At 62.4% G+C, this 18,089-nt stretch carries 20 protein-coding genes; all 20 read right to left on the reverse strand.

The window, feature by feature from the left end:
• Nucleotides 1-3: 3 nt before the first annotated feature.
• Genes LOY28_RS01995 through LOY28_RS02090 form a run of 20 tightly spaced genes read right to left on the reverse strand, consistent with a single transcriptional unit; the run spans nt 4 to nt 18,003 of the window.
• On the reverse strand, nt 4-1,230 hold the full coding sequence (locus LOY28_RS01995; RefSeq protein ID WP_018928604.1) for a beta-ketoacyl-ACP synthase: 1,227 nt from the start codon (nt 1,228-1,230) through the stop codon (nt 4-6).
• On the reverse strand, nt 1,230-1,958 hold the full coding sequence (fabG, locus tag LOY28_RS02000) for a 3-oxoacyl-ACP reductase FabG (protein WP_018928603.1): 729 nt from the start codon (nt 1,956-1,958) through the stop codon (nt 1,230-1,232). The genes LOY28_RS01995 and fabG overlap by 1 nt, the downstream gene beginning before the upstream one ends.
• Nucleotides 1,958-2,416 (reverse strand): hotdog family protein, encoded by a 459-nt coding sequence (locus LOY28_RS02005; protein WP_018928602.1) that lies wholly within the window; start codon nt 2,414-2,416, stop codon nt 1,958-1,960. Before LOY28_RS02005 ends, fabG begins: the two co-directional genes overlap by 1 nt.
• Complete coding sequence (locus LOY28_RS02010; RefSeq protein WP_064615935.1) at nt 2,413-3,609, reverse strand: beta-ketoacyl-[acyl-carrier-protein] synthase family protein; 1,197 nt, start codon at nt 3,607-3,609, stop codon at nt 2,413-2,415. Before LOY28_RS02010 ends, LOY28_RS02005 begins: the two co-directional genes overlap by 4 nt.
• Nucleotides 3,606-4,103 carry a DUF3261 domain-containing protein gene (locus tag LOY28_RS02015; protein WP_018928600.1) on the reverse strand — a complete coding sequence of 166 codons (498 nt, stop codon included), beginning with the start codon at nt 4,101-4,103 and terminating at the stop codon, nt 3,606-3,608. Before LOY28_RS02015 ends, LOY28_RS02010 begins: the two co-directional genes overlap by 4 nt.
• A complete protein-coding gene (locus LOY28_RS02020) occupies nt 4,103-4,828 on the reverse strand; it encodes a class I SAM-dependent methyltransferase (protein ID WP_018928599.1) in 726 nt (241 codons plus the stop codon). The genes LOY28_RS02015 and LOY28_RS02020 overlap by 1 nt, the downstream gene beginning before the upstream one ends.
• Nucleotides 4,825-6,072, reverse strand: coding sequence for an NAD(P)/FAD-dependent oxidoreductase (locus tag LOY28_RS02025; RefSeq protein WP_258612988.1), 1,248 nt, complete (start codon nt 6,070-6,072; stop codon nt 4,825-4,827). The genes LOY28_RS02020 and LOY28_RS02025 overlap by 4 nt, the downstream gene beginning before the upstream one ends.
• Complete coding sequence (locus LOY28_RS02030) at nt 6,059-7,216, reverse strand: sodium:proton antiporter (protein ID WP_258614405.1); 1,158 nt, start codon at nt 7,214-7,216, stop codon at nt 6,059-6,061. The genes LOY28_RS02025 and LOY28_RS02030 overlap by 14 nt, the downstream gene beginning before the upstream one ends.
• Complete coding sequence (locus LOY28_RS02035) at nt 7,216-9,555, reverse strand: MMPL family transporter (RefSeq protein WP_018928596.1); 2,340 nt, start codon at nt 9,553-9,555, stop codon at nt 7,216-7,218. The genes LOY28_RS02030 and LOY28_RS02035 overlap by 1 nt, the downstream gene beginning before the upstream one ends.
• Nucleotides 9,539-10,141 carry an outer membrane lipoprotein carrier protein LolA gene (locus LOY28_RS02040; RefSeq protein ID WP_258612989.1) on the reverse strand — a complete coding sequence of 201 codons (603 nt, stop codon included), beginning with the start codon at nt 10,139-10,141 and terminating at the stop codon, nt 9,539-9,541. The genes LOY28_RS02035 and LOY28_RS02040 overlap by 17 nt, the downstream gene beginning before the upstream one ends.
• Complete coding sequence (locus LOY28_RS02045; RefSeq protein ID WP_018928594.1) at nt 10,138-10,563, reverse strand: thioesterase family protein; 426 nt, start codon at nt 10,561-10,563, stop codon at nt 10,138-10,140. Before LOY28_RS02045 ends, LOY28_RS02040 begins: the two co-directional genes overlap by 4 nt.
• Nucleotides 10,556-12,100 carry a histidine ammonia-lyase gene (gene hutH / locus LOY28_RS02050; protein WP_018928593.1) on the reverse strand — a complete coding sequence of 515 codons (1,545 nt, stop codon included), beginning with the start codon at nt 12,098-12,100 and terminating at the stop codon, nt 10,556-10,558. Before hutH ends, LOY28_RS02045 begins: the two co-directional genes overlap by 8 nt.
• Nucleotides 12,081-13,028 carry a glycosyl transferase gene (locus LOY28_RS02055; RefSeq protein ID WP_018928592.1) on the reverse strand — a complete coding sequence of 316 codons (948 nt, stop codon included), beginning with the start codon at nt 13,026-13,028 and terminating at the stop codon, nt 12,081-12,083. The genes hutH and LOY28_RS02055 overlap by 20 nt, the downstream gene beginning before the upstream one ends.
• Nucleotides 13,025-13,759 (reverse strand): glycosyltransferase family 2 protein, encoded by a 735-nt coding sequence (locus tag LOY28_RS02060; RefSeq protein ID WP_018928591.1) that lies wholly within the window; start codon nt 13,757-13,759, stop codon nt 13,025-13,027. The genes LOY28_RS02055 and LOY28_RS02060 overlap by 4 nt, the downstream gene beginning before the upstream one ends.
• Nucleotides 13,752-15,434, reverse strand: a complete 1,683-nt coding sequence (locus LOY28_RS02065; RefSeq protein WP_258612990.1) for an acyl-CoA synthetase family protein — start codon at nt 15,432-15,434, stop codon at nt 13,752-13,754. The genes LOY28_RS02060 and LOY28_RS02065 overlap by 8 nt, the downstream gene beginning before the upstream one ends.
• A complete protein-coding gene (locus LOY28_RS02070) occupies nt 15,431-15,976 on the reverse strand; it encodes a membrane protein (protein WP_018928589.1) in 546 nt (181 codons plus the stop codon). Before LOY28_RS02070 ends, LOY28_RS02065 begins: the two co-directional genes overlap by 4 nt.
• Nucleotides 15,973-16,227, reverse strand: a complete 255-nt coding sequence (locus LOY28_RS02075; protein WP_111453912.1) for an acyl carrier protein — start codon at nt 16,225-16,227, stop codon at nt 15,973-15,975. Before LOY28_RS02075 ends, LOY28_RS02070 begins: the two co-directional genes overlap by 4 nt.
• Before the next feature lie 9 nt (nt 16,228-16,236).
• Nucleotides 16,237-16,512: a phosphopantetheine-binding protein gene (locus LOY28_RS02080; RefSeq protein WP_018928588.1), complete on the reverse strand. Its 276-nt coding sequence runs from the start codon at nt 16,510-16,512 to the stop codon at nt 16,237-16,239.
• Nucleotides 16,490-17,302 carry a 1-acyl-sn-glycerol-3-phosphate acyltransferase gene (locus LOY28_RS02085; RefSeq protein WP_018928587.1) on the reverse strand — a complete coding sequence of 271 codons (813 nt, stop codon included), beginning with the start codon at nt 17,300-17,302 and terminating at the stop codon, nt 16,490-16,492. The genes LOY28_RS02080 and LOY28_RS02085 overlap by 23 nt, the downstream gene beginning before the upstream one ends.
• Nucleotides 17,278-18,003 carry a beta-ketoacyl synthase chain length factor gene (locus tag LOY28_RS02090; RefSeq protein WP_064615949.1) on the reverse strand — a complete coding sequence of 242 codons (726 nt, stop codon included), beginning with the start codon at nt 18,001-18,003 and terminating at the stop codon, nt 17,278-17,280. Before LOY28_RS02090 ends, LOY28_RS02085 begins: the two co-directional genes overlap by 25 nt.
• Between the last annotated feature and the right edge of the window lie 86 nt (nt 18,004-18,089).

An 18,089-nucleotide genomic window follows, 5' to 3' on the forward strand; every position in this document is an offset into this window, starting at 1 on the left:
CGTTTACGACCAGCGGCGGAAGATCAACGAGGTGTTGACCCCACCAAAAGCGAAGTTGTTGTTCATCACATACTGGTTGCTCATCTGCCGGAATTCGCCGCGCAGGTAATCGAGCTTGCCGCACTGCGGATCGACCTCGTCGAGGTTGAAGGTGTGCACGTACAGGTCGCGGTTCATCATTTCGATGCTGAACCAGGACTCCAGCGCGCCGCAGGCTCCCAGGGTGTGGCCGAGGAAGCTCTTCTGCGAGCTGATCGGCATGTGTTCGCCGAACAAACTGTTGGTCGCCAGTGTTTCGGCAATGTCGCCCTGTTCTGTCGCCGTACCGTGACCATTTACATAACCGATGGCGCTTGGGTCGAGCCCGGCGTCTTCCAAAGCCAGCTCCATGGCCCGGCGCATGGTGATCAGCTCGGGGCGGGTGGCATGCTGGCCGTCGGCGTTGCTGCCGAAACCGACGATCTCGGCGTGGATGCGGGCGCCACGTGCCAGGGCGTGTTCGAGTTCTTCGAGTACCAGCATGCCGCCGCCCTCACCGATGACCAGGCCATCGCGGCCGCTGTCGTAAGGGCGCGGGCTGGTTTGCGGGGCATCGTTTTTCAGGCTGGTGGCGTAGAGCGCATCGAACACCATGGCCTCGGTCGGGCACAGCTCTTCGGCGCCGCCGGCGAGCATCAGCGGCAGGCGGCCGAACTTGATCGACTCGTAGGCGTAACCGATGCCCTGGCTACCGCTGGTGCAGGCACTGGAGGTCGGGATCAGTCGGCCGGTGAGGCCGAAGAAGATGCTGATATTCGCTGCCGTGGTGTGCGGCATCATCCGCACGTAGGAGTTGGCGTTCAGGCCTTCGGCCACCGAGTTGAGCAACATTTTGCCGAACGCCTTGATCTCGTCGGTGCTGCCGGTGGACGAGCCGCAGGACACGCCCATGCGCCCGTCCTTGATCGACTCATCACCCAACAGCCCGGCGTCCGCCAGGGCCTGTTCTGCAGCGCCGACCGCTAGCCGCGATACCCGGCCCATGCTGCGCAGTTGCTTGCGCGTCCAGTGGCCGGGCACCTCGAAGTCGTCTATCGGCCCGGCCAGGCGGGTATTGAGTTCGGTAAAGCGATCCCACTCGTGCATGCGACGAATGCCGCTGCGGTTGGCGGCGAAGTTGGCGGCGATGGTGTCCCAGTCGCTGCCCAGTGAGGTGATGCCGGCCATGCCGGTGACGACGACGCGCTTCATCAGCACAGGCCTCCGTTGACGGCCAGAACCTGCCGGGTGATGTACGAAGCTTCCGCCGACATCAGGAAATTCACTGCGCTGGCCACCTCTTCCGGGGTGCCCATGCGTTGTGCGGGGATCATTTTCATCAGTTCTTCCACCGGCACGTTTTCATCGAGCATCGCCGTGTCGATCAGGCCGGGTGCGACACAGTTAACCGTGATTTTGCGCTTGCCCAGCTCAATCGCCAATGCCTTGGCCGCGCCGATCAGACCGGCCTTGGACGCGCTGTAATTGACCTGCCCGCGATTGCCGATCAGCCCGGACACCGAAGTAATGCAGACAATCCGCCCGGCGGCGCGACGACGGATCATCGGCATCATCACCGGGTGCAGCACGTTGTAGAAACCGTCGAGGTTGGTGCGCATCACCACATCCCAATCCTCCTCGCTCAGGGCCGGAAAAGCACCGTCGCGGGTCAGGCCGGCGTTGAGCACCACGCCGTAATAGGCGCCATGGGCTTCGACATCGGCTTCAAGGATCGCTTTGCAGCTGGCGCGGTTGCTGACGTCGAATTGCAGGATGCGCGCGTTGCGGCCCAAGGTTTCCACTTCGGCTTTGACGGCTTCGGCGTCCGCCAAGCCGCTGCGGCAGTGCAGCACGATGTCATGCCCGGCCCTGGCCAGACGCAATGCGATGGCGCGGCCAATACCACGGCTGGAGCCGGTGACCAGTACGGATTCAGTCATCACTCGACTCCTTGGGATTCATGCAGATATTGAGCGGCTTGAGGCGGGCGGAACACGTTCAGCCGAGCGGTCGCGTGGATGCCGGGGGCGGTGATGTGGCATTCGAATACGCCCATGCCGTTATCGTCTTCCAGCGAGCGTATCCCGTGGATAGTCAGCTCGGTGCCGGCGGGGAAGTGTTCCACGTTGCATTCGAATTTGCGGCTGCCGAGCAGGAAGCCCAGTTCCACCGCATTGCCTTTCTGGCGCGCATGGCAACCGGCATAAGCGGCGACGCTCTGGGCCATCAGCTCGATGCCGACCCAGGCCGGCAGACTGCCGTCGGGGCGATTGAACAGGCCGCCGGGTTTGACGGTGAGTCGGGTATAGATCTGCTCGTCGTCGAACGACAGGATCTGATCGATGAGGATCATGTCGCCGGCGTGCGGCAGCAATTCGGCGAGCGGCCAGGTAATCATGAGGCGTCTCCGATAATCAGGCTGACGTTATTGCCACCAAAGGCAAAGGAATTACTCATCAGGTAGCGGGGTGCAATGGACGTCAGGTGGTCGGTCGGGGTCACCCAATGCAACGCCGGCAACTCGGGGTCGGGCTGCCCGTCCCAGACATGGGGCGGCAGGGCATGCTCGTGGTTATCCGCGCTCAGGCTCAACCAGCAGAACGCCGCTTCCAGGGCACCAGCGGCGCCGAGGGTATGGCCGGTCATCGGTTTGGTCGATGAGCAAGGCACGCCTTGTGGAAACAGCGCCGTCACAGCCAGGCTTTCCATGGCGTCATTGTGTTGGGTGGCGGTGCCGTGCAGGTTCAGATAGCTGATCTGTTGGGGTTGCAGGCCTGCGCGGCTCAAGGCTTTGTGCATGGCTTGCCGGGCGCCACGGCCGGTGGGTTCCGGCGCGGAAATATGGTGTGCATCGGAGCTGGCGCCACTGCCGAGCAAAGCAATCGGTTGGCTGCTGCCGGCGGTTTTGCTCATCAGGAACAGCACCGCGGCTTCGCCGATATTGATGCCGTTGCGGTTCGCCGAAAACGGGTTGCAGCGTTGCTCGGACACCGCTTCCAGGGCAGAGAAACCGTTGAGGGTCAGCTTGCACAAGCTGTCGACACCACCGCACAACACGGCGTCGCACATGCCCAGGTCGAGCAGTCGTTGGGCACTCATCAGCGCGCGGGCGCTGGAGGTGCAGGCGGTGGATATCACATAGGCCGGGCCGCTCAATTGCAGCCAGTCGGCGAGAAACGTCGCCGGTGCGCCGAGCTCTTGCTGCTGATAGTCATAATCGGCCGGGAAGTGATGTTCGCGGATGTAATGGGCCAGGCCGCGGCTGGCTTCGTCGATGCCTGAGGTGCTGGTGCCCAGAATGACGCCGATACGGTCGCGGCCGTAGGTCTGGATCGCCTGCTCAATGTCTTGGCGAATTTGCAGCGCGGCCTCCAGCAGCAATTGATTGTTGCGACTGCTTTGATGAGCCAGCTCAGCCGGAATCGGTGCCAGCTCACCACGCACCGCCGCCACTGGCAACGAGCGCTCCGCGACCCAGCCGGCCTCGTTGCGTATGCCCGAGCAATCGCCGGCAAACAGGTTGCGGGCGACTTCCTGCTTGTCGCGGCCGAGGGCGCAGATTACCCCGAGGGCATTCAGGTAAGCGGTCATGGCGTGTTTTCGCCTAACGGGGTGACGCGATAATGCGGGCCTTGGGACACGTTCAATTCAAAGCTCGGTGGTTGCGAAAGACTTGGTTGTGAATAGCGGATATTCCAGCGCGCTGACAATGACCGTTGCCCGTCATGCTGCCGGGCGGCGGGATAGTTGCCGTGCAACTCGCCTTCGGGGGTCAATGCAAACAACAGGGCGGCGAACAGCTCCCGGGCTTCCGGATTGGGTGGTAGCAGACCGTCGGCTTGCCATTGGCCATCGATCAGTTTCTGTCGTGCCACGGGAATCCCCAACGGGTCCATCATCGACCAGCGAATGCCCGGGCCTTCACGCTGGATCACCAGGAGCCAGTCCTGACGCTGCTCGGCCATCTGCCGTTCGATATGCAGTTGCAGTGGCAACGCCAGGTTCGGGGTTCGCTCGGGCAGCGGCGTCTGGCTGGCACAGGCGCTCAGTAGCAGGACACAACCCAGAAGCAGGAAACGGATCATCAGACACTCTCTTCAAGGGGCTTGCGCGCGACCACATTGACCAGGGTTTCTTCCCGTTGGCCAAAGGGTTTTGGCTGGCGCAAGCCGAAGCGTTCGAGCAGGCCGAAATCCTTGGCGCGACTCCACCACAAGTAAGGGTAAGACACGTTTTTCGGGCCGAATTCAAAACCCTGCCGACGAATCATCTCCAGGTAGCCGGCGGCGCTCTTTTGCACGTGCATCGGGTGGCGGAACAACCAGCGAATCACCCACGTATCAATGTAAGCCTCGGTGGACTCGGCGAACAGCAGATAACCGCCCGGCTTGAGCACCCGATAGAACTCGGCCAGGGCCTGATCCTGATCGACAAGATGATGGAAAGTCTGGTGACAGAACAGCAGATCGACACTGGCGTCCGGCACTTTAATGCTCGCGCAGTCACTGCCGATCAGCTCTACCTCCATGCCCTGGCGGGCCGCTTCTTCGCCGCTCAGGTTCAGGCTGTGAGGGTCGGCATCCAGCCCGATCAGATGCTTGGGCGCGAAGGTCTGACGCAGGTACTGGAACGACTTGCCCTGGCCGCAACCGGCATCGAGCAAGACCGGTTTGTTGGGCAATGGCTCGCTGAACAGGCTGCGCAAATCGTTGATCGCCACTCGCAATACATGGTGCTGCCAGGTGTGGCTGCGCAGGAACCAGAAGCCGAAACGGGTTTCTTCGACGTAGTTGTCGCTCAAATAACTCATGTCGCGTCCCTTGCGCACAGGTCCGAGATCATCCGCAGTCGGCGTTTGGCTTCGCTGACGAACGGGTTGCGTTCATCCCAGGCATAACCCGCGAGGATCGAGCTGATCATGCGGCGAATATCCTCTGTACCGCCCTGATAGAAAATCACATCCTGAAAAGTCCCTGCGTACCAGCCTTCGACGTAGCAACGGAAGGTGTCGACGCCGCGCTTGAGCGGTTCGGCGAATTCGGTCTGCCAGTCGACGCTTTCACCTTGCAGTTGGCGGTGCAACACCCCGGCGGCCATGCTCGCCGAACGCATGGCAATGGTCACGCCGGAGGAGAACACCGGGTCGAGAAATTCCGCGGCATTGCCCAACAAGGCGAAGCCAGGGCCATGCAGGGTTTTGACGTTGGCCGAGTAGCCGCCGATGGTCCGCGCAGGGGTATCCCATACGGAGTTGTTCAGCACCCCTGCCAGGCTTGGCGTTTCGGCGATGAAGCCGCGCAGGCAGTCGTCCAGATTCTCGGTGCGGCCTGCGAAGTGTTCGGCGGCTGCCACGACGCCCACCGAGCAGCGACCGTTGCTGAACGGGATGGTCCAGAACCAGATGTCGCGCTGGGTCGGATGGGTGGTAATGAGGATTTTTTCCCGTTCGAAAGCCGGGCTGTCGATACAGTCTTCGACGTGGGTGAACACCGCCTGGCGCACCGGAAAGTTCGACGGTGCCTCAAGGTCCAGCAAGCGTGGCAGTACGCGACCGTAGCCGCTGGCATCGAGCACGAAATCGGCCTCGACGCGGTATTGGCTGCCATCTTCGCGAAGCACATCGAGCTGCGGTTTCGCCAAGCTGAAATCAACGCTGACGATGGCTTCGCCGTAACGGACGTCGACTCCCTGCAGTTCAGCCTGATCGGCCAGCAGTTTGTCAAAGTCGGCGCGCTGGACCTGGAAGGTCGTCGGCTTGCCGTTGCTGAACGTCTCACCGAAATCGAAGGTGCTGTACTGATCGCCCCAGGCGAATGCCGCACCGTTCTTCAATTGGAAACCGGCCGCATTGACCGCGTCGAGCATGCCGGCTTCTTCGACGAAATCCAGGCAGTGGGACAGCAGGCTTTCACCGATGGAAAACCGCGGGAAATGCTGGCGTTCGATCATCAGCACATCATGGCCTTTGCGCTTGAGCAGCGCGGCGGCGATGGCGCCCGAGGGACCGGCACCGATCACCACCACCTGACGACGTTCCATTTCAACTGTTGGCACGGGTGCTCCTTGCCGGGGCGGCGATGTTCAAAGGGATTCGGTGCATGCCGGCGAGTGCCGGCAGCAGGGTTGCGACCAGGCCCATCAACATCAGCGCGAAATACAGCTCGGGGCTGATGAGTTGTTGTTGCAGCAGCAGGTTGAGAAAGACGATCTCGCTCAAGCCGCGGATATTCAGTAAAAGGCTTTCCCGCCAGCGGCTGGCACCTTCAAACGAGACGCCGGCCCAGCCGAGGCCCAGCCAGTTGCCCAACAATTTGCTGGCGATCGGCAACAACAGGAGCGCGGCCAGTTGCACCCCACCGAGATTGTCGAGGGCGCTGTGCACGTTGATCTGCACGATGCCGAACGTGAGGATCAACGGGATGGCGATCCAGGTCTGCAAACGACTCATCCACGCCGTTGGCAATGGCAGTACCAGCGACACCTTCAGCGCGGCCATGCACAGCAGGTAACCGATGCCGAAAATCAGCGCATTGAGCTTGAAGTGCTCGGCGACCACCAGCAGCGCGAAGAAGCAGCCGCTGTGCAGCAACGGTTGGCGCAACCCGAGCAGTCGCAGCAATAACGGCAGACAGGCGCCTGCCAGCGGCAGCAAGAGGCTGCTCAGGTGCAGGCTGCCTTGGGCGAACGCGAACAGGGTCCAGCAAGTCAGGTCGATCAGGATCGCGGTCTGCACCAGGCGCCGGGTGGCAGCGGGCGGGTAGTTGATGTGTCGCAGGTACAGGTACAACACCGGAATCGCGGTGATGGCGAACAACAGACCGACCGCCAGCGAGCTGATCCACGGCTGTGGCGGCAGTAGCCAGACCGCTGTCGCCAGCCCGCAGGCAAATGGAATGCAGAAACTCGGCAGGGCGATTTTCAGGCTCTGGCGATCCAGTCGCAGGTCGATCACGTCGCTGAGGATATGCCCCAGCAGCAAGGCAAAGCTCAGGCTGTAGAGGTTCTTCAGCCAACCCGGCGAGATCAGGTCGGCACCGCTGAGATGCCAGCCCGGTTCGATCCAGAAATACATCAGCAGCGGCAGGCCGAAGGTTGCCAGCAACAACTGGCTGACGATCGGAATCAGACCGAAACGTCGACCGACGTGGGTGGCCATGGCGAACAACACCAGGGCCATGACCCAGAACGCCGTGACCATCACGCTGCTGGCTCCGCAACCGGGGCGGTGTGGACTTGGCGTCCGGCCCACGGCGCCAGGATGAAGCTGTACGCTAGGCCGAGGCTCACCGACAGGCCGAAGTTGCTCACCGCCGGTGTGCTGGACACCGCCAGCAGGCCAAACGACAACCATGTGGTTGCAGCTGCCAGCATGGTGCCCAACAGGCTCGCGGCGGCGCCACCGATCTGTTCGCGCATGAGGATCGCGTAGTCGACGCTGATGGCTGTCACCAGCAGCAGGCCGAACAGGCTGAACAGCGTCAGCGGCTGCCCGAGCCAGCCGAGGCTTGCCAGGCTGCACAGGGCCGCCAGTAGTGGCAGGGAGACAATTCGCAGTGCGCCACCGAGACCGAATGGCAGGATCAGCACCAGCACAATCAATACGCAGGAGGCGAGTTTCAATTCAGCGGCGCTGATTTGAGTTGCGGCGAACACCTTGTTCAGGTCGCCGAGGCGGTCGACCAGTTGCACACCCGGCAAGTCCAGCGCCTGGACCCGCAACAACGCCGGATTGTTCAAACCTTGCAGGCTGACCATCGCGGCCACGCCGTTATCGGTCGGCCCCAGCCACAGGGTGCGGTAGGGCTCGGCCAATGGGCCGGCCAGGGCCGCATCGATATCTTCGGTGGGCAGCGCCTGTAGCTTCACCAACTCGGCTTGCAGCGCGTCGGCAGGCACGCCAAGCTCGAGCAACGGTTGCCAGAACTGCGGCAGCTTGCCCAGAGCATCACGCACTTTGCGCTGTTCGCTCGGCGGGCTGACCAACTGGTTGAGCGACAGGTAGCCCTGGAGTTTTTCCAGGTTGACCAACTGATCCAGGCGCTCGCTCAGTGCCGTCTGGCGTTCGAGCAACTCCTGCTGATTGGCCGCGCGCACCAGGAAAAACTGGCTGGTGGGTTGATAGCCGGTGATGCGCGCAATGGTCTGGGCTTCGTCCGTCAGTTGCTGCGGTGCGCCGACCCATTGGCGAATGTCGTTTTTTGTTTGCAACTGCAACAGACCGCCAACACAGAACGCGATCAACAGCGCCAGCAACACCGGCGTGCGTACGTATTTGAGCAGCGATTCACGCAGCGCCAGCAAAGACTCGGCAATGCGCATCGGCCATTGCGCCGGACGCAGTTGCGCGCCCTTGAGCAGCGCCGGCAGCAGGCACACCGCCGACAGATAAGCGCCGAGCAGGCCCGCGGCGGAGAACACGGCAATCTGGGTCAGGGCCGGGAACGGCGTCCAGGCCAGGGCCAGGTAGCCGATGCAACTGGTGATCAGGCTCAGCGTCAGCCCCGGCAGGGTCAGGCGCAACGCCGGCCAGCTGTGCCAGGGTTTCAGGCTCCAGCTTTTCGACAGGTAATGCAGTGGGTAATCCACCGCCACGCCGATCAGGCTTGAGCCCAGCACCAGCGTCATCACATGCATCTGACCGAACAGTGCCACGCAGGCCACCGCGCCGAACAGCATGCCCACCAGCACCGGGACGAACGCTAGCACCACCCGCCAACGCCGGAAGGCCAGCAACAGCAGCAACAAAATCCCCATCGTGGCGCCGCCACCGACCCAGGTGATCTCGCGCGCGGCTTGCCGTTGACCGCTGGCGGCATACAGCAGGCCGCTGGCGGCGAGCAGTTGCACATCCGCCTGGGCGGCTTCTTCGCGACTGTGCTGGAGCAGGTCAGCCACTTGCAGCGGCAGGTTCATGTCGAATGCGTTGCCGACGGTTCGCGCCCGCAGCATCACCCAGCTCTTGCCGTCGGCATCGGCGACCAGCACGCCGCTGCCGATGTCCAACTGCACCGAACCGCGCTGTGGCTGGCTGTTCTGGATGCGCCCGGTCAGGCCGAGCCAGTCATCCTGGCTCGGCACCAGGCTGAACCCGGTGAAGGGGTCGAACAGGGCTTGTACCCGTTGCTGGATAAAGGCGTCGGGATGCTCGATGAGTTGCTGACGGTCGGCCGCGGACAGCATCGCCAGTCGGCCTTGCAGCAATTGCGTGCGCAGCGCTGGCAAGTCGGCTTGCAGGTTCCACTGGACCTTTTCGAACACGCCGCTGGCTTGCCACTGTTCACCGAGTTTTTGCGCCATGGCGATGGCTTGCTGACGGTCTTTATGGCCGACCAGCACCAGCATTTCCCGGTTCAGCGGTTCTTGCATGCGTTGTTCGGCGCGCAACTCCAGCGCGTCCGGCGCGGTGCCTGGCACCAGTTCCATCAGGTTGGCCGACAGCGGAGTGCCGTCGCGCCACTGCCAACCGGCGAGTGCGAGCACCGCCAGCAGCAGGACCAGGAACAGCCGCGGCAGCATCCGTTCACTCGGCAAAGTCATGTTGCTCCGCATCGCTCAAAGGTTGGGCGCTGGTGCTGTCCTGCATGCGCAACAGGGTTCGGTCACCCTGGGTTTCGAGCAGTTCGATGTTGTGTACCAGTTCGCCGCCGTCAATGTTGATCTGATTGAACACCTGTTTGAGCAGCATCGAACGCGGGGTCAGGGTCAGTTTCCAGTTCTGCGCATCGCCACTCAACGACAGCTCGAAATCCCGTTGCAGGCCACTGCTGTCGCCTTGCAGCACGGCGAGGAACAAACGGTTCTGTTCGGCGCCGGCACTCTTGTTCGGCAGCATTTGCCAGCCGCTGGCATCCCGCCGGGCAATGCCCTTGTCGCTGATGCGGTAATCCTGTTGCAGCGGCGTTTTCAGCAGCCAGAGCAAGCCGTGATTTTTCGCCAGAACGAAGGTGCCCTTGCTGGTCAGCGGCTGGGGCAGGGCGCGCAGGTGTTTTTCCTGGATGAAGTTGCCGTGGATCACATCGGGTTTGGCCAGTTGATCGCTCAGTTGCTGGAGATCGAAGGCCTGGGCCAACGATGAAAGCCCGAGCAACGCTAAAGCGCCAAGGCATTTGAAAAGCGAATTCATGGCAGCACCCTTTCAACCGCGTCGGTAAACACCTTGGGCGAAGCCAACTGCATTTCGCGGCTGCTCATGTCGACGGCAACCTGCACTGAAACAGCGCGGGTCAGACGTTCGCCGGTTGCGAGATCGCTGATCAGGTAATTGATCTTCAGTCGGTTCTCCCATTCCACCAGGCTGGCGCGCACATTCAACTTCTGGCCGAACACGGCGCCGCGCACATAGCGCAACTGCAAGTCGATCACCGGCCAGGCGTAACCCGACGCAACCATGGCGTCGTAGTTGTGGCCGATCCTGTCCAGCAGCGCACAGCGGGCGACTTCCAGGTATTTGACGTAATGGCCGTGCCAGACCACGTTCATGGTGTCGACGTCAAAGAACGGGACGAGGATTTCCGTATCGGTGTGAAGCACTCCCTTGCTACGCATGCAGCCTCCAGTGTTGCTCGGCGATGCGTTGCAGGCACAGGCGCAATTCGCCTTCCAGGGCACGGTCTTCGATGACCGGCGGGAAGTCCTTGGCCAATTCCTCGTGCATCGCGGCCAGGGCCGGTGGCAGTGGACGAGCGTCTTCAGCCTGGCCGCGCAGCCACACGCCTTGATTGGCGGCCAGCAGCGTGGCGGCGGCAACCTGTTCGGTCAGCTCCAGCACGCGGATGGCGTCGCGGGCAGCGATGGTGCCCATGCTGACTTTGTCCTGGTTGTGGCACTCGGTGGAGCGCGAGAAGACGCTGGCCGGCATGGTGTTTTTCAGGGCTTCGGCGGTCCAGGCGCTGGTGCCGATCTGCACGGCCTTGAAGCCGTGATTGAGCATCGCACGGTCGGCGGTGGCGCCGGACAGGTTGCTCGGCAAGCCATGGTTGTAGCGTTCGTCCACCAGCAGCGCGAGTTGACGGTCGAGCAAGTCGGCGACGTTGGCCACCAGGTTTTTCAGGCTGTCCATGGCGAACGCAATGTGGCCGCCGTAGAAGTGCCCGCCGTGCAGCACGCGTTCGGCTTCGGCGTCGATGATCGGGTTGTCGTTGGCGCTGTTGAGTTCGATCTCGATGAACGAGCGCAGCCAGTTCAGACTGTCGGCCAGCACACCGAGCACGTGTGGTGCGCAACGCAGGGAGTAACGGTCTTGCAGGCGATGCAGCGGCGCGGTCGGCGCGTCGATCGCCAGATCCTTGCGCAGCCACGCGGCAACTTGCATCTGCCCTGGATGGGGTTTGGCGGCGAACAGGCGCTCGTCGAAGTGCTCCGGGTTGCCCTGCAAAGCGACCACGTTCAGCGCGGTGATGCGCGTGGCCAGTTGCAGCAGGTAATCGGCACGGGCGTAAGCCAGGCACGCAAGGCCGGTCATCACGGCGGTGCCGTTCATCAGCGCCAGGGCTTCCTTGGGGCGCAATACCAGCGGTTGCCAACCCAGTTCCTTGTGCACATCAGCCGCTTGCCGGCGTTCGCCGCGGAACATCACTTCGCGCTCACCGGACAAGGTCGCGGCGACGTAGGACAGCGGCGTCAGATCACCGCTGGCGCCCACGGAACCTTCTTCCGGAATCAGCGGCAGGATGTCGTGTTCGAGGAACGCTTGCAGGCGCTCCAGCAACTCCACGCGTACCCCGGACACACCCTGGCACAGCGACTGTAAACGTGCCGCCAGCACCGCACGGGTGGCCTGGGCGTCGAGCAGTTTGCCCAGGCCGCAGCCGTGGAATGTGTACAGATGACGAGGCAGGGCTTCGACGTGGTGCAGCGGCACCGCCACCACACAGGAATCGCCATAACCGGTGGTCACGCCATAGATCACGCCTTCCTTGTCCAGCAGGGAGTCAAGGAACTGCGGACCCTTGGCAATGCGCTGGCGAAACTCGGGGTTGCCCTGCAACTGCGTCGGCACCTGACGGTTGGCCAGGGCCAGCACGTCTTCGATGCACAAAGGGAGTTCGCCGAAGGTTACCGGCTCAAGCGTTGGCGTCGTCATCGGTCTTCCAGAAAGGGTAAAAGTTGAACCATTGTTGGGGCGCTTCGAGGCAATAGTGACCCAGGCGTTCGGCATAGCGCGAAGCCCACTGATGAATGACCTGTTCGCGTTCGCTGCGTTTCCACACCACCGCCTCGGTGAACGGTTCGAGGGTCAGTCGATAGTCGCCCGTGGGCTTCTTCAGGCACAGCAGCAGATTGACCGGGCATTTCAGCAAACCGGCCAGCAGCCACGGGCCTTGCGGGAACGCTGCCTGGTGACCGAGAAAATCCACCGTCACGCTGCGCCCGCCATGCAGCGGCACGCGGTCGCCGGCAATTGCCAGCCACTCGCCGCGTTCCAGGCGCTCATGCAGTTGCAACATGATCACCGGGTCGAGCTCGCTGACCTGGATCAGCCGCAGATTGGTTGCCCCGGCTTCGCCCAGCAGGCGGTTGAACTGCTCGGCGTGCTTGGTGTGCACCAGCACGTTCATGGTGACTTTCTCGCCGATCTCGGCCAGTGCCCGGCAAACCTCGAGATTGCCCAGGTGCGCGCCCACCAGCATCTGCCCGCGTGTGCCGCGCAGTTTATTGCGCAGCAGCGCCGGGTCGATGATTTCGATCTGCTCGATGCTCAGCTTGCCGTTCCACACGTCGAGTTTGTCGAGCATGGAATCGGCGAAGGCCATGAACTGGCCGAACACCCGCCAATGAGTCGGACGCAATTCGCTGCGCCCGCTCCAGTCGGCGAGCCGCTGCTGGTATTGCCAGGCGCTTTGGCGGGCGCTGCGTCCGAACAGGAAAAAGTACAGCACGATGCCGTAGAGCAGCGGGCTCAGCAGGCGTCGGCCCAGGACCTTTGCGCAGAATGCGGTGAACTTCATCAGCCAGAAACTGCCACGCTCCTGGCGGTCGGCCCAGTGCTGTTTGTCTGCGTTGCCGTTCATGCCCGCCACCGTCGCCAGAGGATCACCGGTGCTCGCAGCAACATGCCGAAGAACAGCCGGGTGTGCATGCTCGTAATCAGTACGTTGTCGTAGAACAGACGGAAATGTGAAACGCCATCCAGAGGGTAATGGACCCTGGTTTTCAGCCACTGCATCGGCAGATTGCGCCAGGCCAGGCGCACCAGGATGTCGGAGTCGAAGTCCATGCGCTTGCCGATCCTGGCCGAGTCGATCAGTGCCAGGGTTGGCGGTAACGGATAGACACGGAAGCCGCACATCGAGTCGCGAATCTGCAGTGACAGGGTGTTGATCCAGACCATGACGTGAGTCAGGTAGCGCGCGTACAAACGACCTTTCGGCACGCTGGCGTCGTATTGCGGATAGCCGCAGATCACCGCCTCGGGATGGTTGCGTGAGTATTCGATGAAGACTTTGACGTCTTGCAGGTCGTGCTGGCCGTCGGCGTCCACCTGCAAGGCATGGCTGAAGCCCAGGCGCGAAGCCTCCCGCAGACCGGTCATCACTGCGCCGCCCTTGCCCTGATTGATGGTGAGCCGGATCAGATAAACCCTGTCGCGCTGCGCCAGTTGGTCGAGTACCTTGGCGCAGGCGGGGCTACTGGCATCGTCCACCAGAATGCATGGCAGGTCACAGGCTAGCAGCGCATCGACCACGGCAGTGATGGCGGTTTCGTGGTTGTAGACCGGGATTATGGCGCAGGGGTTATGCATCGCTGGCAGCCTCCAGCAAAATCCGCCCGCTGGAGCAGGTGGCGGTTTCGTTGCGATAGGCGAAATACAATTTGCCGCGCACCGGGTCGAAGCGAAGGTGCAACTGGATTTCATCGCCAGGGCGCACCAGTTGCTGGAATTTCAGCACTTCCATGCCGGCGAACTTTGCCGGCAGGTCCATCAATTGTTGGCCCAGGCTCATTGCCCACTCCACTTGCACCACGCCGGGCAATACCGGCGCCCGGGGAAAGTGTCCGCTGAAATACGCCAGGTCCGGCGGGACGGCCAGTTGCAGGCTCCACTCACCATCGGCTTCGACCTGCTCCAGCACTTGCGGCGCCTTTGGGCGGGGCGCCAGCAGCAAGGCTTCAACCTCAGCCTGGGGCAGTTTGCCCTGCGCGTTCAGCGGCAACTGCCGCAACAGGCGCCAGCGTCGTGGCAGGGCCAGCGTTTCACAGTGCTGGCTCAGATGCTGACGCAACGCTTGTGTGAGGCTGCGTCGTCCCTGATTGCGCAACGCGTGCATACCTCGCTCGCTGAGCACCAGCAGCGCCCCCAATGAGGCGCGGTTTTCCTGAACCACTCCCAGGCGCGCTTCGGCGACCCAGGCGTGCGCCATCAGCGCGTGTTCGAGCATGGGTAGCGAGATACGTTTTTCTTCCAGTTTGACGATCCGGTCCAGCCGCCCCAACAGCTCGAAACGGCCGTCGGCTGCGATGCGCGCGGCATCGGCGGTGTGTTCGATATGACCTGCCGGCAGGTATGGCGATGCGATAAGCAGGGCGCCATCGCTGTCCTGGCTCAGCTCCACGCCGGCGAAGGGCTGCCAGAGATCCTGGCCCTGACGCCAGGCGATGCCGCCGGTTTCCGAGCTGCCGAGGATCTCGGTCGGCCATTGTTGCAGGCGTTCGTAAAGGCTTTGCGAGGCTTCGGCGGGTAACGCGCCACCGGAGGAGAACACTCGGCGCACTGCGCTCAGCGCTGGCCAGTCGAGGTTGTCGCCCATGCGCTTGAGCAATGCCGGGCTGGCGACCCAGGCGAAGGCCGGGTGTTCGCGGCTGGCGCGTTGCAAGTCTTCCGGGAAAGCCAGTTGCTTGCGCACGAACGAACGCCCGGCGCACAGCGGCCACAGCACCCGAAACAGCAAACCGTAGATGTGCTGGGTGGCGACGCTGCCGATGATGCAGGCTTCGCCCAGATCTGCGCCCCACAAGTGCTCCAGCGCTTCGACTTCATTGGCCAGTTGGCGCAGGGTTTTGTCGATGCGCTTGGGTTCGCCACTGGAGCCTGAGGTGCACAGGCTCAGCTGACAACGATCCAGGTCCAGCGGGTGGGTTGGTAGCGGCGGATGCCGATAATCGCTCAGGTGCGCATCGTCGGTCTGATCGGTCAGCCACAGATCGACCTCGGTCGACCAGCGCTGGCGCGTCTGCGCTTGCAGGTCGGCGGGCAGCAGTACGCTGATCCCGGCACGCCAGGCGCCGAGCAGGGCAATGGCCAGGTCGGCGGCGTCTTCAAGGTGCACGGCGATGCGCTGCACACCCTGGGCTTGCAGGCCGGCAGCCAGGCTCAGGGCCCGGTCGCACAATTGCGCGTGATTCAACGCCGGCTCGGCCGTCACGGCACGCTCCGGCTGAGCCTTGAGCAGCAGTTGCTCAAGTTTTATCCAATTCATGGGTGGCCTCGTACCCGTTGTCGTATCAGCCATTCAATGGCAAACATCAGGCCGATCAATCCATAGGAGATCAGGCCGGTGTACAACATCCACCAGCTCAGCGGCGCCCAAAGGGTCAGGGCGGCGGCGCACAAACCGTTGCAGAGAAAAAACACGCTCCAGGCAATGGTCACCTGGCGGGTGTAGCGAATGGCCCTGGGCGGTAAATCCGGTTCTCGCAGGCGGGCCAGGCGTTCGACCATCGGCGGGCCGTATTTCAGGCTAAGACCGAACAGCACCAGCATGAACGCGCTGATCAGCACCGGGTACCAGCGCAGCAGCACCGGGCTGTCGAACGCTGCCAGCAGCAGGCAGAACGCGATGGCGACCGTGGACATCCACAGGCTGCCGGGGCGCCGTTCGCCGGTCAGTGCTCGCGCCAGCCACAGGCTGCCCAGCAGCAGACCGAACTGCCACGGGGCAAAATGCTCCATGCCGAAATACACCGCAAAGGGGTACAGCAGGCCTGCGAGCAGCAGGCCAAGGCCGATCAGTCGGCTCATGCGGCGGGCTGAACCAGACGGTAGACCGCCTCGACCACGTCGCTGACGGTACGCACCGATTTGAATTCTTCGGCGGCGATTTTCTTGCCGGTCTGGCGTTTGATGTGATCGATCAGGTCGACCGCATCGATGCTGTCGATTTCCAGATCCTGGTACAGGTTGGATTCCAGGTTGATGCGCTCGGGGTCCAGCTCGAAGAGTTCGACCAGAGCATCGCGCAGGGTGTTGAAAATATCGTCACGAGTTTGCATGGTCCGGTCTCAAGCTGCCTGTTTTGCAGTGACGAACGCCGCAAGGCTCGCCACGTTGCTGAAGTGATTACGGGTGTCCTTGGCGTCGGCATCGATTTTGATGCCGTACTTTTTCTGGATCGCCAGGCCGAGTTCCAGCGCGTCTACCGAGTCCAGGCCCAGGCCTTCGCCGAACAGCGTCTGGTTGTCGCCGATGTCGTCGACGCTGATGTCTTCGAGGCCCAGGGCTTCGATGATCAGCTCTTTGATTTCCTGCATCAGGCTAACGGTGTTCTGATCGCTCATCTTCGGCGAGCTCCTTGATAAAGTAAGAGTGCAAATAGTCGTTGAGCTTGCGCGAGGCCTGGGGTGCAGGGCCTTGCGTAGCGAAGGCCTGTGGGTCTATATCGGCCCCGACGCGAAAACTGAAGTGCACGCGGCGTTTGGGAATCCGATACCAGGGTTCGGCCTTGGTCAATGTGGTCGGGTTGACCTTGATAATCACTGGGGTGAGGATTCTCGCACCGCGCAGGGCGATTGCCGCGCCCCCCCGATGAAAGGCCGGCGGTTGGCCGGGTCGGGTCCGGGTGCCCTCGGGAAAGATGATCAGGGTCTGACCGCTTTTCAGCGCGTCGGCAGCGGCGTCGAGCATGTCCATGCTGCCATCGTTGCTGATGTATTCGGTACAGCGTAGCGGACCGCGAGTGAACGGGTTTTCCCAGAGGCTTTTCTTGACCACGCAGTTGGCGTGGCGCACCAGTCCGATCAAAAACACCACATCGATCAGCGAGGGGTGGTTGGCCACGATCATTTGGCCTGGGCGCCCGAGCTTTTCTGCCCCCTGAATGTCATAGGTCAGCACGCCACTGCGCGCCATGAACCGAATGAAAAACCAGAAACACCGGCTGACCGTATGTCGCGCGCGTTGACGATGGACCTGAGCGTCTCCTGGCAGGCAGTTCAACAGCGGGAACACCACCAGTCGCAGGCACAGGCTGCTCAACCCGAACAGGGTAAAGCTTGCGGCGGTGGCCAGCAGGCGCCAGTAGTAGGCGTCGCGGTTTTTATCGGTTACGGGTTGCGTTGCCAGGTCCATACACGATTTTTCCAGGCATGTTGGCAGGTTGTTTGCTGGCCGAGCAGCGTACGCAACAGATTCAGAGCATGGGGCCAGCGGGCTTTGGACAACGTGTGCGGGTCGCTGTTCAGCGACAGTTGCCACTGATTACCGGGGGTGATCAACAGGCCGACCGCATAAGGGAAAGGCACATCATCGATCCAGGCCGAGTAGGCGGCGGGAGGTTGCTCTTCGGTGACGATCAGCAGTACCGCGGGCGCGCCTTCCTCAAGCAGCGCCGCGGCCTCTAGCATGCCGTGTTCAAGACCATCGCCGGCGGCGGCGAGGGCGGTCATTTCGCTGGTTTCGCCACGCATGATCGACCACAGGCCGATGACCGCGTTGTGCACCGACAGGCTGAACTGGGTGGGCGACAACGGTTGGTCGGTCGCCAGATCGCTGAGAATTTCGAAGGTGCGCGGGGTTTCGCCGTGGCGAGAAATAAAGACCAACGGTAAATCCGGATGACCTTCGGCCAAGGGCCAGCCGACACTGAACGCCATCCGCGCCAGACGGCTGAGTCGCCGACGCTGCATGGCCGGCAGAAACGACACATCCGGGGCGGCATCGCTGGGCTCGAGCACGACCGGTTGTCGGCTCCAGGCCTGCCAATCATCCACGCTTTCAAGCCCAGGGGCCCAAGCGCGCCATTGGGCGATGTTGAAGTTGATCACAGACATTCATCCCGCCCCTGCGGGCTTCCTTTAACGCGGTGAGTCGCAAGAACCGCGGCTGACCTGACGTGGCGCTTAACGCCGAGTGGCGC

Source organism: Pseudomonas sp. B21-017, assembly GCF_024749245.1.
Classification (GTDB): domain Bacteria; phylum Pseudomonadota; class Gammaproteobacteria; order Pseudomonadales; family Pseudomonadaceae; genus Aquipseudomonas.

Bases quoted from the DNA above. Each gene is read 5' to 3' on its own strand.
- hutH (WP_018928593.1), bottom strand. From the start codon at position 12,100: ATGACGACGCCAACGCTTGAGCCGGTAACCTTCGGCGAACTCCCTTTG.
- LOY28_RS02035 (WP_018928596.1), bottom strand. From the start codon at position 9,555: ATGACTTTGCCGAGTGAACGGATGCTGCCGCGGCTGTTCCTGGTCCTG.
- LOY28_RS02010 (WP_064615935.1), bottom strand. From the start codon at position 3,609: ATGACCGCTTACCTGAATGCCCTCGGGGTAATCTGCGCCCTCGGCCGC.
- LOY28_RS02075 (WP_111453912.1), bottom strand. From the start codon at position 16,227: ATGCAAACTCGTGACGATATTTTCAACACCCTGCGCGATGCTCTGGTC.
- LOY28_RS02045 (WP_018928594.1), bottom strand. From the start codon at position 10,563: ATGCGTAGCAAGGGAGTGCTTCACACCGATACGGAAATCCTCGTCCCG.
- LOY28_RS02070 (WP_018928589.1), bottom strand. From the start codon at position 15,976: ATGAGCCGACTGATCGGCCTTGGCCTGCTGCTCGCAGGCCTGCTGTAC.
- LOY28_RS02040 (WP_258612989.1), bottom strand. From the start codon at position 10,141: ATGAATTCGCTTTTCAAATGCCTTGGCGCTTTAGCGTTGCTCGGGCTT.
- LOY28_RS02080 (WP_018928588.1), bottom strand. From the start codon at position 16,512: ATGAGCGATCAGAACACCGTTAGCCTGATGCAGGAAATCAAAGAGCTG.
- fabG (WP_018928603.1), bottom strand. From the start codon at position 1,958: ATGACTGAATCCGTACTGGTCACCGGCTCCAGCCGTGGTATTGGCCGC.
- LOY28_RS02020 (WP_018928599.1), bottom strand. From the start codon at position 4,828: ATGAGTTATTTGAGCGACAACTACGTCGAAGAAACCCGTTTCGGCTTC.
- LOY28_RS01995 (WP_018928604.1), bottom strand. From the start codon at position 1,230: ATGAAGCGCGTCGTCGTCACCGGCATGGCCGGCATCACCTCACTGGGC.
- LOY28_RS02085 (WP_018928587.1), bottom strand. From the start codon at position 17,302: ATGGACCTGGCAACGCAACCCGTAACCGATAAAAACCGCGACGCCTAC.
- LOY28_RS02030 (WP_258614405.1), bottom strand. From the start codon at position 7,216: ATGGTCACGGCGTTCTGGGTCATGGCCCTGGTGTTGTTCGCCATGGCC.
- LOY28_RS02055 (WP_018928592.1), bottom strand. From the start codon at position 13,028: ATGAACGGCAACGCAGACAAACAGCACTGGGCCGACCGCCAGGAGCGT.
- LOY28_RS02060 (WP_018928591.1), bottom strand. From the start codon at position 13,759: ATGCATAACCCCTGCGCCATAATCCCGGTCTACAACCACGAAACCGCC.
- LOY28_RS02090 (WP_064615949.1), bottom strand. From the start codon at position 18,003: ATGTCTGTGATCAACTTCAACATCGCCCAATGGCGCGCTTGGGCCCCT.
- LOY28_RS02065 (WP_258612990.1), bottom strand. From the start codon at position 15,434: ATGAATTGGATAAAACTTGAGCAACTGCTGCTCAAGGCTCAGCCGGAG.
- LOY28_RS02015 (WP_018928600.1), bottom strand. From the start codon at position 4,103: ATGATCCGTTTCCTGCTTCTGGGTTGTGTCCTGCTACTGAGCGCCTGT.
- LOY28_RS02005 (WP_018928602.1), bottom strand. From the start codon at position 2,416: ATGATTACCTGGCCGCTCGCCGAATTGCTGCCGCACGCCGGCGACATG.